Origin of the sequence: Brucella sp. NBRC 12950, from assembly GCF_030268145.1 — a bacterium.
In the GTDB taxonomy this organism is placed as follows: Bacteria; Pseudomonadota; Alphaproteobacteria; order Rhizobiales; family Rhizobiaceae; genus Brucella.
On record NZ_BSQC01000011.1, the window covers coordinates 12,968 to 29,275 of the forward strand.

Below are 16,308 nucleotides of genomic sequence, written 5' to 3' on the forward strand. Positions count from 1 at the left end.
AAAATAAATGGACAGACGCACATTTGCAAAGACACTTGCCGGCCTTGGGACAATGCCATTGATAAGCGTAAAAGCAACAGCGGCAGCTAGTGGAGACCACAACATGCTTAAACTTATTGGCGGAAGCATAAGTGATGTGCCTGGATTGAAGCTCGGCCATCACACGCTGACAAAACGCCCGACAGGCTGCACAGTTCTACTTTTTGAAGAGGGCGCAACCGCTGGCGTCGACGTGCGTGGATCAGCGCCCGGAACCCGCGAAACCGATCTGCTTGACCCAATCAATTACGTTCAACAAGTACAGGCAGTCCTTCTATCCGGCGGTAGCGCCTATGGCTTGAGTGCCGCAACTGGAGTGATGCGCTATCTGGAAGAGAACAATCTTGGTTTCAAGATCGGCAAAGGTGTTGTGCCAATTGTACCGGCAGCGATCCTGATGGATCTCGGGGTCGGCGATTTCTCTATCCGCCCAGATGAAGAAGCGGGCTACCTTGCATGCAAGGCCGCGAAAACCGAAGCTTCAGGCGAAGGCAATATCGGTGCTGGAGCTGGTGCCACCGTCGGCAAAATGTTCGGGATGGAGTATGCCATGAAGGGCGGCCTCGGCACAGCGAGCTACAAAGTGCCTGGTACCGAAGTGGTGGTTGGAGCAATCGTCGCAGTTAATGCCGTCGGCGATGTTTATGCGCCTTGTTCGCAGCAAATTCTGGCGGGCGCGCGCAATGAAGACGGTAAGGGATTCCGCAATATCATGGATTCGATAATGCGCGGCCGCAATGTGGTCAAGTCAGGGGGCGCCAATACCACGATTGGAGCGATTGCGACCAATGTTCCGTTCAGTAAGGCAGAACTAAAGAAAATTGCCGGTATGGCGCATGACGGGTTTGCGCGAACGATTAACCCCATCCACACAATGTGGGATGGCGATACAATCTTTGCGCTCTCGACAGGTAAGGCAACTGGTGTTGAAGCTGATGTAACCGCTATTGGCGCGATTGCCGCCACTGTGATGGCACAAGCCGTTGCCCGTGCAGTGGTGCAGGCTGAAAGCTTACCAGACCTTAATCTGCCGGCTCACCGGGACTATGTTTAAGAGTGACGCTTCATTGGAACGAATAAAGGAGCCAACCGCCGCAACCAGAGCAATCCTCCAGGCTGAAAGCTTACAATAACCACGTCAAAACGCAGCAATTGAAACGGTCTACAATATACGCGATAGGAAAAGTGGCAGTAGATCGATTTCATCATCAACCAGGATCACGCACGGCATGACAGGCACTTCCCTCAAATTCGGCACGAGCGGCCTTCGAGGCTTAGCAACCGAGCTCAACGGATTGCCTGCCTATTCCTATTCGATGGCGTTCGTTAAAATGTTGGCAGCTAAGGGCAGCCTCCTTTCAGGCGACAAGGTTTTCGTCGGCCAGGATTTGCGACCGTCCAGCCCAGACATTGCGGCCCTTGCAATGGGCGCGATCGAAGATGCTGGTTTCGAGCCCGTCGATTGCGGCGTGCTTCCCACTCCAGCGCTCAGCTATTTCGCGATTTCGCAGAACGCACCCTGCATCATGATAACGGGCAGCCATATCCCCGATGATCGCAACGGCCTTAAATTCTATCGTCGCGATGGCGAGATTGATAAGAATGACGAATCCGCGATCAGTGAGGCCTACGAAAAGCTACCTGCCGGTATGGCACCACGCAAAGAAACAAATCCGCAGTCAGGCACGGATGCGATAGGTGCTTACGAAAAGCGCTATACCGAGCTTTTGGGATCAAACAGCCTTTCGGGATTGAGGGTCGGCGTCTATCAGCATTCATCCGTCGCACGTGATCTTCTGATGAAAGTTCTCAGCGCGCTGGGTGCCGATGCAGTGGCTCTCGGCCGGTCGGATGTCTTTGTGCCTGTCGATACCGAAGCGCTGCGTCCTGAAGACATTCAGGCCCTTGCAGACTGGGCAGACAACGATCGTTACGACGCTATAGTATCTACCGACGGAGATGCGGATCGCCCATTGATTGCTGACGAACATGGCGACTTCGTGCGCGGAGACCTTGTGGGCGCGATTACAGCTACATGGGCGGCAGCTGATACAATTGTCACGCCTGTTACGTCGAATTCAGCACTGGAGGAATGCGCAAGCTTCGCCCGTGTCTTGCGCACCCGCGTCGGTTCCCCCTATGTCATTGCAGGGATGGAACAGGCGCAGCGTGAAAAGGCCAATATTGTAATCGGCTTTGAAGCCAATGGTGGCGTGCTTTTAGGAAGCCCCCTTGAAAGATCAGGCCATAGGCTGTCTAGCCTTGCGACACGCGACGCGCTTTTGCCTATTCTGGCTTGTCTTTGTACAATCAAAGAAACGCAGCAGCCTCTTTCCAAAATCGCTAAAAGCTATGGCTTCCGTATTACTTTGAGTGACCGCTTGCAGGACGTTCCGCAAGAAAAAAGTGCCGCCTTTCTTTCTGTTATCACACAGGAAGATGCACGGGCTATGCTGTTCCCAGCAGGCGAGAATGTTGTCCGGCTTGAAACGATCGACGGCGTGAAGCTATTTTTCGCATCAGGCAATGCGGTTCATTACCGTGCGTCAGGAAACGCTCCGGAACTTCGTTGTTATGTCGAAGCTTCCGACGAACAACAAGCCGCAAAACTATTGACCTTGGGACTTGATATAGCCCGTAACGCAACAAAGGATGCTAACAGCAAATGAGCTTTATTCCGGTTATAATTAGCGGTGGCTCAGGCTCCAGACTATGGCCACTTTCGCGCGACGCACATCCGAAGCCGTTCATCGAACTGCCAAACGGAGGTACATTGATCGGCAAAACCTATGCGCGTGCATCTCATCTCGAAGATGCCGATCAGATCCTCACTGTCACCAATCGCGATTTTCTTTTCTTGACACTCGATGCCTATTCTGGTGCTGGCGCGCGCAAGATCGAAAATACGTTTCTACTTGAACCGCTGGGTCGCGACACTGCGCCAGCAGTCGCACTCGCCACACTTCAGGCCGCATCGACCTATGGCCCAGATGCTACTTTGCTAATCATGCCTGCAGACCATTTGATCGAAGATGAAGCTGCGTTTGCACAAGCCGTCATTGAAGCGCGCCAACTTGCCGATGCAGGTCGAATCGTGACTTTCGGAATCGTACCAAATCACCCTGAAACAGGTTTCGGCTATATAGAAGTCGAAGGCAGCGATGTGCAGCGTTTTGTCGAAAAGCCTGATGCTGTTACTGCACAGTCATATGTCGAAAGCGGCCGCTATTTCTGGAACTCGGGAATGTTCTGCTTTAAGGCCGAAACAATGATCGAGGCAATGCAGCGCCATGCACCAGACGTCATTGCAGGTGCAAGATCTGCCCTTGAGAACTCCCGCCGAGGCGTTAACGGAGAAACCAGAACGCTGGAAATTCCGAAAGACCAGTTTTCTGCAACACCTGCCATCTCCATCGACTATGCAGTGATGGAAAAAGCGGACAATATTTCCTGTGTTCCTGTATCCTGCGGTTGGTCCGATATTGGATCATGGGCTGCAATGGCGGACCTGATTACGCCTGACGCTGAAGGCAATCGTTTGCGCGGCGAAACGGTTCTAGAAGATACAACAGATAGCTTCGTGCTTTCCGAAACACGCCTCGTCAGCCTCGTTGGCGTCCACGATTTGCTTGTTGTGGACACACCTGATGCGCTGCTGGTCGCCCATCGCGACAAGGCACAGGATGTTCGAAAGGTCTTCAATAAATTGCGTGCGCAGGGCCATGAAGCGGCCAAACTGCATCGCACGGCACACCGTCCATGGGGTACCTATACGGTTCTGGAGGAAGGCGCTGGTTTTAAGATCAAAAGGATCGAAGTTAAGCCAGGTCGCCGACTGAGCCTGCAGGCCCATCACCATCGTTCCGAACACTGGATCGTGGTTTCTGGAACCGCTAAGGTTGTCAACGGTGAGCGCGAGATTCTTCTGACCAATAATCAATCCACCTACATCCCCTGCGGTTTTAAACACCGCCTCGAGAATCCGGGCATTTTGCCACTGGTGCTTATTGAAGTGCAAAGTGGCGAATATCTCGGAGAAGATGACATTGTTCGCTTTGAAGACGTCTACGGCCGCACCTAACCCCAAATGGCTCGGCGAATTGTGATCCGGATGATCGACGAATGGCAGTTTTTCGATCACGCGAATCCGCTATAGTCGTCCGATGACGATCCAGCACTTAAGCGAAACCATTATCAACCAGATTGCCGCTGGCGAGGTGATTGAACGCCCTGCCAGCGTAATCAAAGAGCTTGTCGAAAACGCCATAGATGCGGGCGCCACCCGTATCGAGGTGGTAACGGCCGGCGGTGGCAAAACGCTTTTGCGCGTCACGGATAACGGCTCTGGTATTCCACCTAATGAACTGCCACTTGCAGTTTCTCGCCATTGCACTTCGAAGCTGACCGATGATGTGCACGATATCCGTGCACTGGGCTTTCGTGGCGAAGCGCTGCCATCGATTGGCTCGGTTTCAAAACTCGTGCTGAAGTCTCGCCCGCAAGACGCAGAATCGGGTTTCGAAGTCGCTGTGAGCGGTGGCTATCTGGAAGGCCCTCGCCCGTCCGCACTCAATCGCGGTACTATTGCGGAAGTGCGCGACCTGTTTTACGCGACCCCTGCCCGCCTCAAATTCATGAAAACGGATCGTGCAGAAGCCACAGCGATAACCGATGTGGTCAAGCGCATCGCGATCGCGTTTCCGCACGTCCGATTTTCACTGGCAGGAACCGACCGTACGCCGCTTGAACTTCCAGCAACTGGCACTGGCATCCAAGCAACGCTTGATCGGATCGGGCAGATTCTTGGCAAAGAGTTTTCTGAAAATGCACTGCATATTGATGCTGAACGCGACGGTATCAAGCTGGCCGGATTTGCCGGCATCCCATCCTTCAATCGCGGCAACGCATTGCATCAATTTGCCTATGTGAACGGCCGCCCCGTACGCGATAAGCAGATTTTTGGTGCGCTGCGCGGTGCTTATTCCGACGTCATTGCTCGTGACCGCCATCCCGTCGCAGTCCTCTTTCTTACGCTTGACCCAGCACTGGTCGACGTCAACGTGCATCCCGCCAAGGCGGACGTACGTTTCCGGGATCCAGGTTTGGTGCGTGGCCTTATCGTCGGCGCAATCAAGCAGGCGCTTTCGCAATCCGGCATACGCCCTGCAACCAGCGGCACAGATGCTATGTTGCAGGCCTTTCGTGCTGAAGGATTACAGCCGCGCCCTGCAACCAACAATTACGCGGCTGCATCATGGCGACCCTCAGCAACCTCTACTCGGCGAACCGAGTGGTCGCCCCAGACCGCTCATCCAGCACATAAACCCCTCGAGTTTGACGGCCCGTTTGCCTCTCCCAAAGAGGTACAAGCAACCATCGCCAGCATAACAATGCCGGATGCGGATGCGCGCGCAGCAATCGCACCAGCTTCGGTCGAGTTGCTGCAAAAACCTTTGGGAGCAGCGCGGGCACAAATTCACGAAAATTACATCGTCTCACAGACCCAGGACAGTCTGGTGATTGTGGATCAGCACGCCGCTCATGAACGGCTCGTCTATGAGGCTTTGAAGAACGCATTGCACACACGTCCGATAGCAGGACAAATGCTGCTGATTCCCGAGATCGTTGACCTGCCAGATGAAGATGCCGAGCGGCTCGCGGCAAATTCTCAAACCTTGTCACGGTTCGGTCTCCTGATTGAGCAATTCGGCCCTGGCGCGATCGCCGTCCGGGAGACGCCAGCTATGCTGGGGGAAACGAATGTGCAGCAGCTTATTCGCGATCTGGCCGATGAAGTTGCTGAACATGATACGACTGATGGGCTCGAAGCGATGCTCAACCACGTCGCCGCTACAATGGCTTGCCATGGTTCTGTGCGCTCAGGACGTCGCTTGAAGCCCGAAGAGATGAATGCACTTCTGCGCGAAATGGAAGCAACACCAGGCTCCGGCACATGCAATCACGGCCGCCCCACCTATATCGAGCTTAAACTCACCGATATTGAACGATTGTTTGGAAGGCGCTAGAATTTTCTGGCATCAAGGAATTAGAGAATGAACAAATTTGAAACCCCTCGCTCGTCACAAGCAGTCCTGCGCTATCTCGATGGCGATTTTGAAATCGTCAAGCATGGCTCCTACGTCGTGTGCGCCGTTACAAATGCGCAGATTCCACTCGATGAACTGAAATATTGGAGCGTTGCGCGCCAAGAAGCTTACGCAACGGGCCTCATATCCTATGAGCGTGAATTGGAACTCCACCCTGAACTGCGCAGCCGAAAAAAGGCTTGAATGACTTGGAGCAGCTCCTGTTTTGAAGAGGATAGCCGCTCAGTCGAAACGTTGATGTGGCGAGTAAATCCGCTCACACCTATTGTGTAGCGCTTTGAAGCGTTCGTGCCCTGTAGCGATCAATGGCCATATCAAGAATGTGGTCGACGGCATCTTTGCGTTCAAAAGCCAGCTCGACGTCTAGCACAGCCAAGATTTGTAGGAGCCGATTTGGAACGTCGCTCATCGTCACAAGGCGAACATGGTCTTTGGCTGTCGTAATAAGATTAATGCCAAGCGTGTCGGCTCTCTCCATCAGCTTAGCCAAATCTTCCGGCAGGTAGCTATAGTGGTCGGGGAAGATTCTTCCCTCCACAACCTCACCACCCGCCTGCTGCACACTGGCGAAAAACTTGGAGGGATTTCCGATCCCCGCAAATGCCAGCCACCGATTACCTGCAACCTTAGCCGATGATGAAGGCCGCAATTCCGCCTCATAAACAGCACGCCCCGCACGGGAGGCCTGTCGAATGACGAAATCTGCTTGCGTACCTTTCCCGATTCGCAAAACTGCGTCCGTCTTGCGCATCTGATCGACCATAGGAGCGCGTAGTGGGCCGGCCGGGATCACTTTGCCATTGCCAATTCCGCGCATTGAATCCACAACCAGAAGTGAAAAGTCCGTATGTAAGCGCGCACTTTGGAAGCCGTCGTCCATAATGATGAAATCGCATCCACGCTGATACAATTCCATTGCCGATTTCAGCCGATCGGGGGAAAGCGCAACCGGAGCGTGTCTTGCAAGCAGCAGCGGCTCGTCTCCAACGTGTCGGGCGCTATCGATGGTCGGATCAACGATATGCAGCCCCTTGTAACTGCCCCCATAGCCACGTGAAACGATGCCCGGAGAAAGGCCCCGCTGCTTGGCGGCTTTGGCAAAGGCAATCGCAGTCGGAGTCTTTCCCGCTCCACCGACTGTAAAATTGCCAATACAAAGAACAGGGGCAGGAATTTTGGGTGGGTCTGATTTAAGAAGTGTGCGAGCTGCAACTGTCCCGTAAATCCAGGATAATGGCGCCAGTGCAAAGGCACGCCAGTTGGGCCTATCCCACCAAAAGGAAGGTGCCTCGCTCACCATACTCAGATGCCGCCGTGAATGAACCGCGCTTCATCGCGGTTGACGGGCAATTGAGCCTGGAGCACCAGTGGCTGAATAAACGGTTCAAGTGAACTCAAGGTCCGATTAAGTGCGCCACGCATATCTGCGACAGTATTAGCACCAGCATTGACCATGTTGCGCAGATGTTGCGGATTATTGAAAAGGAAGTTTATCGCGCCCGCAAGCATGTTGCGGTCCTTCACCACGCGCGCACCACCATTTTTGATGAGGCGCTGGAAAGATTCGCGAAAATTCTGGACGTTTTTACCGGTGAGTACGGCTACCCCCATCATGGCGGGCTCTAGTGGATTATGCCCGCCTTCCTTGGTCAGCGAATTGCCGATGAACGCAATTTCCGTTAACTGTAGATACAACCCCATTTCACCAATCGTATCACCGAGCAAAACATCAGTCTGCGCATCGATCACATCGCCCCTGCTGCGTGCTGCAACCTTCAAACCTTTTGCACTCAGCATTGCTTCAATCTCTGGAGCACGGTTCGGATGGCGTGGAACAATGATGGTAAGCAGATGCGGGTAGCGGACTTTCAGCATCTGATGCACTTCGGCGGCAATTTCTTCTTCACCATCATGCGTGGATATTGCCGCCCAGCTGCGTCGCCCACCGATCTGGCGCTGGAAAGTCGCCAATGCCACCGGATCAGCCGCGGCTGGAGCCGTATCGACCTTAAGGTTACCCGAGACGCTTACCGGACGGGCGCCCAGGGCTCTGAAACGATCCCCGTCAAGTTCAGACTGAGCGATTACATAGGCGAATTTTTCAAACAGTGCTTCAGCTAGTTCTGGCCGCTTCTGCCAGGCTGCAAAGGAGCGATCCGACAGGCGCCCATTGACAAGGACCTGCGGTATATGACGCGCGCCAAGAGAGAGGACGGTCGCGGGCCAGATTTCCGATTCACATCCGATTGCAAGGTCTGGCTTCCAGTGATTGAGGAAGTTGTTGACAGCTGGCTGCAGATCAAGTGGGGCATACTGATGAATGACCTGCTGTCCCAACTGGTCTGACACGAGTTTGGCTGATGTCACCGTCCCCGTCGTCATAACGACCTTGATCCCAGTGGCCGCGATGCTTTCAATCAGTGGCGCCATGGCGACCGATTCACCCACACTCGCTGCATGAGCCCAGATGACAGGGCCCTGTGGCCTTGCAATCGAAGTCTTACCATATCGCTCGCCCCGGCGCCCACGTTCCTCCTTGCCCCGAGCGGCACGATAAGAAATATAAGGCCCGATGAAAGGATAGGCGGCAGAGCCGAGCATACGATAGGCCGACAACATGCTTCGTGCCCAACCTGCACTCATTTGTATGCCTCCAATGCGGCATAAGCCTTGGTCGTCGCGTCATTGAGCTGGCGTGTCAGTTCCATGCGCTTATCTTCCAATTCTGCCTCATTGGCATTTGCATTCACCCACACCGGCGCTCCATACACGATCGTCGAACGACCGAAAGGCAACGGAATTGTCGTCTTGTCCCATGTCTTGCGGAGCACATGATTGCGAGAAAACGCGTAAGCGCAAGGCATAATCGGCCGACCTGATAATTTGGCCAGCAAAATAATTCCGTCGCCTGCTTCCCGCGCAGTACCATGAGCTATATCGGCGATCATCGAAACCGACTGCCCTTTTTTAAGTGCATTTTTGAGCGTGAGCAGTGCGCGCGCACCACCCTTTTTCGCGGAGTTACCTTCACCCCGACCACCGGAACCTCGAACAGTTATAAATCCGAACTTTTCTGCAACCCGCGCATTCAGCTCAGCATCTGCACTCCGGGAGAACATGGCCACGACCTCAAGATTACGCGGCCGAACGGCAGCAGCCATAATGTGCTGGCCATGCCAAAAGGTAACGATTGAAGGGCTATTTTCCAGCAGAAAGACGCTGGGATCGGCAGAGCCCTTTATCAAAGGGTTGGTCGCCTTCACGAATTTCATATAGCCTGAAATCAGGTGCACCAATGCTGAGCGGGTGAAAGCAGAACGCGCGATTGGGCCACGAACGCGACGCCACAAACGCTTACCAGCACTTTCTGACCGGACACGCACACTGGTCTTCTCAACTGGTTCTTTTTCCTGGGCCATATGATCTTCGCGCAGCGCAGACAAAGGCTCTATTCTGCCTTAAGATCTACGCCTTCGGGGTCTAGCAAGCGGTGCAAATGCACAATGAAATAACGCATATGCGCATTGTCAACGGTCTGCTGTGCTTTGGACTTCCAAGCTGTCTTCGCAGATTCGTAGTCCGGATAAATCCCAACGACATCGAGATTATCGAGATCGCGGAACTGAACGGTTCCGAGCTTGGTCAGCTCACCGCCAAACACCAGATGAAGAAGTTGCTTTTTGTCGCCTTCGGCACTCATAACATTATTCCTTGAAACAAATCTGTTCGCCGCATGATTAGCTCAATGGCCAGTCCACGACAACACTCAACATTTCCTGCAAAAGGTTTCCGCTGGAAGCTACCAGCGCACCATGCTGCAATGTCACGCCGCCGTAAATGAGTGGCTCAGCACTATCAGTCAAAAGCGCCCCACCCGACTCACTTAAGATGAGATCAGCAGCAGCCAAGTCCCAATCATGCGAATTTGGCCGAATGAAGGTGCCGGCAATATCACCGCGCGCAACCATCGCAATACGATACGCCAGAGAAGGTACATAAGGATGCAAAATCACGCGATCACGCCAACCATCTGGCAGAGTTTCGGCCATTCTTTTTGCTGAGGCCAGCGCAATCTTCTCTCCACCTACCGGTAAGCGGGTGTGAATCGGCAAACCATTTTGTGAAGCACCCAATCCTTTTCCCGCCTCAATGACTTCGCTGAGCACCGGACACTGCAAAACACCGGCTATCGGCTTTCCATCCTCCACAATGGCCAGGCTGACGCACCATTGGGCTTTGCCGCCAATATAGGCGCGTGTGCCATCAATGGGATCGATCACGAAAGCGCGTCGTCGTTGTGCAGCAACACGCTCATCAACGGTTTCTTCAGAAATCCAGCCATAGTCCGGTCGCGCGTCGAGGAGCGCGTCCTTTAGATAGCGATCAACCGCAAGATCAGCTTCACTCACAGGCGATAGCCCGTCTTTCAGCCAGACCTCCGGCGATCGTCCAAAATAACGCATTGCGATGCGGCCAGCCTCGCGTGCCGCATGACGCAGGAGGTCAAGTTCGTTCTGGATATCCCTTCTCTTCTCAATTTCCAGCAAGGGTCATGCCTTCAATCACCAAAGTGGGCGCAGTCATTCCGAAATTACGATCAATATCGGATGCAGGCGTCATATTAAGAAACATATCCTTGAGATTAGATGCAATCGTGACTTCACTGACAGGATATGCCAACTCGCCATTCTCTATCCAGAAGCCCGATGCGCCACGGCTATATTGACCAGTGATCATGTCGACCCCTTGTCCAAAAACTTCGGTCACATAAAACCCACTGCCCAAATCCCCGATCAGTTCCTGCGGCGTGGCACTTCCGGGTTCAATTGCAAAATTCGTTGAGGCTGGTGTTACGCCTGAACCAGAACGAACGCCACGGCCATTGCCAATCAAACCAAGCTCACGGCCGCTTGAACCAGAAAGAAGCCAATGGTTCAGCACGCCGTTCTCCACCATAGTAAGCGGTTGGCCTTCAATTCCTTCGCCATCAAATGGCCTCGATGAAGAACCACGAACTCGCAACGGATTATCGGTAACGTTGATACCCGGTTTCAAAACTTGCTTGCCAAGGCTATCACGCAAAAAGCTGGTCTTGCGTGCGACCGATGCACCATTGATAGCACCTGCAAGATGAGCGGCAATACCGCGTGCCAGGCGCGGGTCGAAAACCACATTGACGGAACCAGTTTTCGCCTGTCGCGCGCCCAGCCGTCGCACAGCCCGTTCACCAGCGCGCCGACCGATAACGGCTGGATCATCAAGGTCACCAAAATGAAGACGGGAACTGAAATCATAGTCTCGCTCCATCTTCGTGCCTTCACCGGCAATTGCGGAGACCGAACGGCCAAAGCGCGTCGCCGCATATTCGGCTGAAAAGCCCGAAGAGGTAACCAACACAAGACCGCCCATACTACTCGATGCGCTCGCTCCGCCGGAATTGGTGACACCCGGGACCGCAAGCGCCGCCTCCTCCGTGGCAAGCGCGTCAGCCGTCAGACGCGCGGTATCGATTTGCGTTGTGTCAAAAAGATCAAGGTCGCGCAGCTGCCTGACCAACAACGAAGAATCGGCCAGTTGCTCATACGGATCTTCCGGCGCAACACGCGCCATCGCGACAGCACGCTCAGCCAAGCGGTCGGGATCGCTACCGGCATTTGCAGACACACTGGCAATGCGGCGACCAACAAAAACACGCAACGAAAAGTCATCGCTCTCCGACGATTCGGTTCCCTCAACCTTGCCAAGGCGAACAGACAGGCTGACAGATCGGGCCCGGATCACAACTGCGTCAGCATGATCAGCGCCCGCGCGCTTTGCGGCAGCAACCAACTGCGCTGCTCGGTCTACAAAATTACCCGGCGAATTAACTGAAATCATTATATAATCCAAGATTAAAAGGCTAAGAATGCACCAAAAGGAGCCACGCTATGTAAACAGTCGTAATCGGAATTTGTAAAAAATTATGTCAAATTCATCGACATCGGACTGATTAGAGCCATATCCTACTCCTATATTTTCGAAATCCTCGGGCTTCAAGGCAAGCCCATTCATTCTTATAATTCCAAGAGCATAAAATGGTCGCAACGGGCGGAAGTCTATACTTACAGGCTTTGATGATTCTGGGGGGCGCTATTATTGCAGCGCCTTTGTTCAAGCGGCTTGGGCTTGGAACAGTTCTCGGCTATCTGGCAGCAGGCATCGTCATTGGTCCAGTGGCGCGTCTGATCTCAGACGGCGAGGAATTGCTCCATTTTTCGGAACTCGGCGTCGTCTTTCTCCTGTTTGTCATTGGCCTTGAATTGAAGCCTTCGCGACTATGGGCTTTACGACACTCTATTTTTGGCCTTGGTGCAGCCCAGGTTTTGCTGACCGGAGCAGCATTGGCAGCGCTCGGTACACACCTTGCCGGATTGAACACCGGAGCGGCCATAATTGTCGGATTTGGGCTTGCACTTTCCTCAACAGCCTTCGCCATGCAAGTTCTGGAAGACCGCGCTGAGACCAATCAGAAACATGGACAGCGTGCATTCGCAATCCTGTTGTTTCAGGATCTCGCGATCGTCCCGATCCTTGCGATCATTCCTGTCCTCTCGCCCAACGAACCCTCGCAAATGACTGCGGGCTTTCATCTAGCAACAGCAATTGCGGCGATTGCGGCCCTTGTTATAGCAGGTCGGTATCTGATCAATCCAATGTTCCGGATTATCGCCAACACTGGCGCGCGCGAGGTGATGATCGCCGCCGCACTGTTCGTGGTACTTGGCTCTGCAAGCCTCCTTGAATCGGCGGGTCTGTCCATGGCTATGGGGGCGTTCATCGCTGGTGTCCTGCTGGCAGAATCATCATACCGCCATGAACTGGAAGCCGACATCGAACCATTTCGTGGCATCTTCCTCGGCTTGTTCTTTGTCGCTGTGGGTTTGTCGCTCAATCTTAGCGTCATACTGCAATACTGGCAGACCATCCTGATTGCAGTTCCCATCTTCATGATCGTTAAAGCGGCAATTATCTATGTGCTGTGCAGGATCTTCCGTTCCAACCACAACGACGCGGTTCGCGTTGCGTTTTTGCTGCCACAAGGCGGTGAGTTTGCCTTTGTGTTGTTCTCGGCTGCAGCCGCCGCTGCAGTGATCTCCAATGCACTAAGTTCAGAGCTGGTCGCAGCCGTCACCGTTTCTATGGCTCTGACGCCGCTTTCGGTCGCTATTGGAACTAAACTCCTCATCAAGGACAAGCCTGAAGATGTCATCGAAGAGAATTTCGAAGGCGCAGGCTCCGACGTTCTGATGATCGGCTTCTCACGTTATGGGCAGATTTCCGCGCAGATATTGCTTGCTGGGGGCATCGATGTAACCGTGATCGACAACTCGCCCAATCGTGTGAGAGCTGCAGGTAAGTTCGGCTTCCGTATCTATTTTGGCGATGGCACGCGTAAGGATGTGCTTGAAGCCGCAGGTATTCGCCACGCCAAGATTGTTGCTGTCTGTACTCATAAGAAGGAAATAACCAACCGGATCGTCAATCTGATCCAGTCGGAATATCCCGATGTGCGCTTGTTCGTGCGATCTTATGATCGTGAACATACGCTCCAGCTTCGTGCGCAGGGCGTCGAATATGAACTGCGTGAAACCTTTGAATCAGGTCTGCTTTTTGGTCAGCGCACGTTGGAAGGTCTCGGTCTGTCTGAAGCCAACGCCTACGCTATTCGTGAAGATGTCAGGCAGCGTGACGAAGACCGATTACATGTTCAGGCTTCGGAAGGCATTTTGGCTGGACGTCATCTGCTGTTCAATAAACCGGTAACGCCAGAGCCTTTGATGAAGCCATCCCGCGAAGGCCAGCGTATCGATAAGGCCGGAGACAATATCGATGCAGTTGCCAATGTTGATGAAGGCACGCCCTCAACGGCTGTTGCCGCCGAATGAGCTCACGATGCAACCGCTGTTCCCTTGTCGCTTAAAACCGCATCGAGCGCGAGCTTCAATTCTTCCCGGATATCAACGGTTTGGGAAAGGATCTGCTCGAATTTCAGAAAGTCGAGCAAGCCAATTCGTTCAACATTCGGACGCAGGAAAATATGCGGCGGACGATTGCGGAATTTGTTCTCTATAATCGAACACATGGTGAGCTGGTTTGCTCCCATCACCGCTTCAATCGTTGTCGGCATGTAGTCATCCGGGCCAACAGGCGCTCCGACAACATCAATGCCGATAACAATATCGGCCTTATCGAACAAAAGATCGAACGGAACCGGATTGAGCAATCCACCATCAACCAGAATGCGTCCACCACGACGCACTGGCCGGAAAACAGGTGGAATGGCGCAAGAAGCAGCAATCGCCGAGCGCAGATCGCCCTCATCGATGTGTAACTCAAGTGCCGCGTGAAAATCCGACGCCGTGATGACCATTGGGATTTTCAACTCCTCCACGTTCTCCGGCAGAGAAGCAGGAAGAAAAACTTCCAAAATCTTTTCAATGTTGAACTGGCTGACGCGGAAGCCGCCTTTCAGCAACTCCACCCAGCGTTCAGGCCGCGCTTGCCACATACGGCGCGCGACTTCCGATCGGCGATTAAAAATCGCCGCCATATATTCATGAATTTCATTGCCGCTCATGCCATTTGCCATTCCCGCACCGACAATCGAACCGATGGACGAACCGGCAATGGCCACCGGCTTAATGCCGAGTTCATCGAGAACTTCTACAATATGGATATGCGCGATACCGCGAGCACCGCCGCCGCCAAAAGCGACCGCAATACGCGGAGATGTGGGAATGCTTATATCCATGAAGTTTTCCTCACGGCGTATTGGAGCGCTTCCATGGCGCGCTCCAATATTTGTTTTGCCTATGTGTTAGGACTGCGCAGGCCCAAAGATCAGAATTGCAGGTTCTGCTTCCAGAAGCTTTTTGGCAATAGCCTTCACCTGATCGAGCGTCACCGCATCGATCAATTCAGCGCGCTTATCGATATATTCACGATCAAGACCAGCTTCCTGCAGACCAACAAGCGTGTCGGCAATGGATACAGAAGAATCGAGATTATTCACCGCATAAGAGCCTTTGAGATAGCTCTTGGCAGCTTCAAGTTCAGCTTCTGTTGGACCGTCATTTGCCATTGCTGAAACCTGCTCACGGATGATCTTAAGCGATTCCTGTGCCTTTTCAGGGCGGGTCGCCGTTGAAATAGTGAGTGCCGATACGTGGTCGCGCAGCGCCATCGATGATGAGACGGAATAAGCCAAGCCGCGCTTTTCACGCACTTCCGCATAAAGACGCGAGGTGAAGCCACCGCCAAGAATATGATTCATCAGATAGGCTGCAAAGAACTCAGGATCTTTGCGCGGGATTGCCGGATAGACAAAGCTGATCGATGTCTGCGGCATATCAAAGCTGAGGCTCGTTGTCGTACCGAGCGCGAGTTTCGCATCCGGCACCGGCACCAGTTCTGCATTTGCAGGCAAGTCGCCAAACACCTTGTCCAGCATCTCACCCAGATCCTTGGCGTTGATCGAGCCGACAACACCAACCGTCAGGCGATCACGGGCGAAGTTCTTGCGATGGAATGTGGCGAGGTCTTCGCGGCTGATCGACTGCAGCGATTTGACCGTACCTTCATCTGGACGACCATACGGGTGATTACCGTACAAGACTTCCGAGAATTTGCGCGACGCAATCGTCGAGGGGTTACGCTGCGAGGCCTCAAGGCTCGCAACAACCTGCTGGCGAATGCGATCAACTGCATCCTGATCGAAGCGCGGTTTGTTAACGGCCAACGCCAGAAGATCACTGACAGCATTGCGGTTTTCAGCCAACATACGGATGCTACCCGAAACAGAATCAGGGGAAGCTGTAAAGCTCATCTCACCACCGAGATTATCGATGCGCTCCTGAAAGCTGTCAGAATCGAGATCGCCCGCACCTTCGTCGAACAGGCCGGTCATCAGATTGGCAAGACCTTCCTTGCCACCCGGATCCTGCGATGTGCCTCCCTTGAACGAGAAGCGCATCGAAACGAGTGGGACAGAATTGTCCTCAACCAGCCAGGCTTTTATGCCCTTTGGTGAGACAACCTCCTGAATTTCTATAGCATTTGCAGGCAGGTTTAAAATGATGAGCAACATCATCGATGTTGCAAGTGCCATCATCGCAGTCTTTGC

14 protein-coding genes are annotated in these 16,308 nt (G+C 53.4%); 6 read left to right on the plus strand and 8 right to left on the minus strand.

Features of this window, described 5'->3' with window-relative positions; translation table 11 throughout:
• The first annotated feature begins 7 nt into the window (after positions 1–7).
• The 5 genes from QSJ70_RS18085 to QSJ70_RS18105 all read left to right on the plus strand — a co-directional run bounded on the left by QSJ70_RS18085 (position 8) and on the right by QSJ70_RS18105 (position 6,329).
• Complete coding sequence (locus QSJ70_RS18085) at positions 8–1,093, plus strand: P1 family peptidase (protein WP_285538467.1); 1,086 nt, start codon at positions 8–10, stop codon at positions 1,091–1,093.
• 175 nt (positions 1,094–1,268) lie between these two features.
• Positions 1,269–2,708, plus strand: coding sequence for a phosphomannomutase (locus QSJ70_RS18090; RefSeq protein ID WP_285538469.1), 1,440 nt, complete (start codon positions 1,269–1,271; stop codon positions 2,706–2,708).
• Positions 2,705–4,120: a mannose-1-phosphate guanylyltransferase/mannose-6-phosphate isomerase gene (locus QSJ70_RS18095; RefSeq protein ID WP_285538471.1), complete on the plus strand. Its 1,416-nt coding sequence runs from the start codon at positions 2,705–2,707 to the stop codon at positions 4,118–4,120. Before QSJ70_RS18090 ends, QSJ70_RS18095 begins: the two co-directional genes overlap by 4 nt.
• A gap of 82 nt (positions 4,121–4,202) precedes the next feature.
• Positions 4,203–6,065 carry a DNA mismatch repair endonuclease MutL gene (gene mutL / locus QSJ70_RS18100; protein ID WP_285538474.1) on the plus strand — a complete coding sequence of 621 codons (1,863 nt, stop codon included), beginning with the start codon at positions 4,203–4,205 and terminating at the stop codon, positions 6,063–6,065.
• Between the two features lie 27 nt (positions 6,066–6,092).
• Complete coding sequence (locus QSJ70_RS18105) at positions 6,093–6,329, plus strand: DUF2093 domain-containing protein (RefSeq protein WP_215777421.1); 237 nt, start codon at positions 6,093–6,095, stop codon at positions 6,327–6,329.
• 79 nt (positions 6,330–6,408) lie between these two features.
• On the opposite strand, the gene lpxK is transcribed toward QSJ70_RS18105, so the two are convergent.
• Genes lpxK through QSJ70_RS18135 form a run of 6 tightly spaced genes read right to left on the minus strand, consistent with a single transcriptional unit; the run spans position 6,409 to position 12,023 of the window.
• Positions 6,409–7,446, minus strand: coding sequence for a tetraacyldisaccharide 4'-kinase (gene lpxK, locus QSJ70_RS18110; RefSeq protein ID WP_285538477.1), 1,038 nt, complete (start codon positions 7,444–7,446; stop codon positions 6,409–6,411).
• 2 nt (positions 7,447–7,448) lie between these two features.
• Positions 7,449–8,789: a lipid IV(A) 3-deoxy-D-manno-octulosonic acid transferase gene (gene waaA, locus QSJ70_RS18115; protein WP_215777425.1), complete on the minus strand. Its 1,341-nt coding sequence runs from the start codon at positions 8,787–8,789 to the stop codon at positions 7,449–7,451.
• On the minus strand, positions 8,786–9,565 hold the full coding sequence (locus tag QSJ70_RS18120; protein ID WP_215777427.1) for a lysophospholipid acyltransferase family protein: 780 nt from the start codon (positions 9,563–9,565) through the stop codon (positions 8,786–8,788). Before QSJ70_RS18120 ends, waaA begins: the two co-directional genes overlap by 4 nt.
• A 29-nt stretch (positions 9,566–9,594) precedes the next feature.
• A complete protein-coding gene (locus tag QSJ70_RS18125) occupies positions 9,595–9,846 on the minus strand; it encodes a DUF4170 domain-containing protein (protein ID WP_007878087.1) in 252 nt (83 codons plus the stop codon).
• Between the two features lie 37 nt (positions 9,847–9,883).
• Complete coding sequence (locus QSJ70_RS18130; protein WP_285538483.1) at positions 9,884–10,693, minus strand: 3'(2'),5'-bisphosphate nucleotidase CysQ; 810 nt, start codon at positions 10,691–10,693, stop codon at positions 9,884–9,886.
• Entirely contained in the window at positions 10,680–12,023 is a 1,344-nt protein-coding gene (locus tag QSJ70_RS18135) for a TldD/PmbA family protein (RefSeq protein WP_285538485.1), read from the minus strand. Before QSJ70_RS18135 ends, QSJ70_RS18130 begins: the two co-directional genes overlap by 14 nt.
• 197 nt (positions 12,024–12,220) lie before the next feature.
• Between QSJ70_RS18135 and QSJ70_RS18140 the strand changes: the two genes are divergently transcribed.
• Complete coding sequence (locus QSJ70_RS18140; RefSeq protein WP_285538487.1) at positions 12,221–14,071, plus strand: monovalent cation:proton antiporter-2 (CPA2) family protein; 1,851 nt, start codon at positions 12,221–12,223, stop codon at positions 14,069–14,071.
• Between the two features lie 2 nt (positions 14,072–14,073).
• Here QSJ70_RS18140 and QSJ70_RS18145 read toward each other — a convergent pair whose 3' ends face one another.
• On the minus strand, positions 14,074–14,937 hold the full coding sequence (locus QSJ70_RS18145; protein ID WP_285538489.1) for a patatin-like phospholipase family protein: 864 nt from the start codon (positions 14,935–14,937) through the stop codon (positions 14,074–14,076).
• Between the two features lie 66 nt (positions 14,938–15,003).
• On the minus strand, positions 15,004–16,296 hold the full coding sequence (locus tag QSJ70_RS18150; protein ID WP_252349124.1) for a M16 family metallopeptidase: 1,293 nt from the start codon (positions 16,294–16,296) through the stop codon (positions 15,004–15,006).
• Between the last annotated feature and the right edge of the window lie 12 nt (positions 16,297–16,308).

Coding starts and splice junctions, on each gene's coding strand:
- QSJ70_RS18095 (WP_285538471.1), top strand. CDS start 2,705: ATGAGCTTTATTCCGGTTATAATTAGCGGTGGCTCAGGCTCCAGACTA.
- QSJ70_RS18135 (WP_285538485.1), bottom strand. CDS start 12,023: ATGATTTCAGTTAATTCGCCGGGTAATTTTGTAGACCGAGCAGCGCAG.
- QSJ70_RS18105 (WP_215777421.1), top strand. CDS start 6,093: ATGAACAAATTTGAAACCCCTCGCTCGTCACAAGCAGTCCTGCGCTAT.
- waaA (WP_215777425.1), bottom strand. CDS start 8,789: ATGAGTGCAGGTTGGGCACGAAGCATGTTGTCGGCCTATCGTATGCTC.
- QSJ70_RS18085 (WP_285538467.1), top strand. CDS start 8: ATGGACAGACGCACATTTGCAAAGACACTTGCCGGCCTTGGGACAATG.
- QSJ70_RS18120 (WP_215777427.1), bottom strand. CDS start 9,565: ATGGCCCAGGAAAAAGAACCAGTTGAGAAGACCAGTGTGCGTGTCCGG.
- QSJ70_RS18090 (WP_285538469.1), top strand. CDS start 1,269: ATGACAGGCACTTCCCTCAAATTCGGCACGAGCGGCCTTCGAGGCTTA.
- mutL (WP_285538474.1), top strand. CDS start 4,203: ATGACGATCCAGCACTTAAGCGAAACCATTATCAACCAGATTGCCGCT.
- QSJ70_RS18145 (WP_285538489.1), bottom strand. CDS start 14,937: ATGGATATAAGCATTCCCACATCTCCGCGTATTGCGGTCGCTTTTGGC.
- QSJ70_RS18140 (WP_285538487.1), top strand. CDS start 12,221: ATGGTCGCAACGGGCGGAAGTCTATACTTACAGGCTTTGATGATTCTG.
- QSJ70_RS18150 (WP_252349124.1), bottom strand. CDS start 16,296: ATGATGGCACTTGCAACATCGATGATGTTGCTCATCATTTTAAACCTG.
- QSJ70_RS18125 (WP_007878087.1), bottom strand. CDS start 9,846: ATGAGTGCCGAAGGCGACAAAAAGCAACTTCTTCATCTGGTGTTTGGC.
- lpxK (WP_285538477.1), bottom strand. CDS start 7,446: ATGGTGAGCGAGGCACCTTCCTTTTGGTGGGATAGGCCCAACTGGCGT.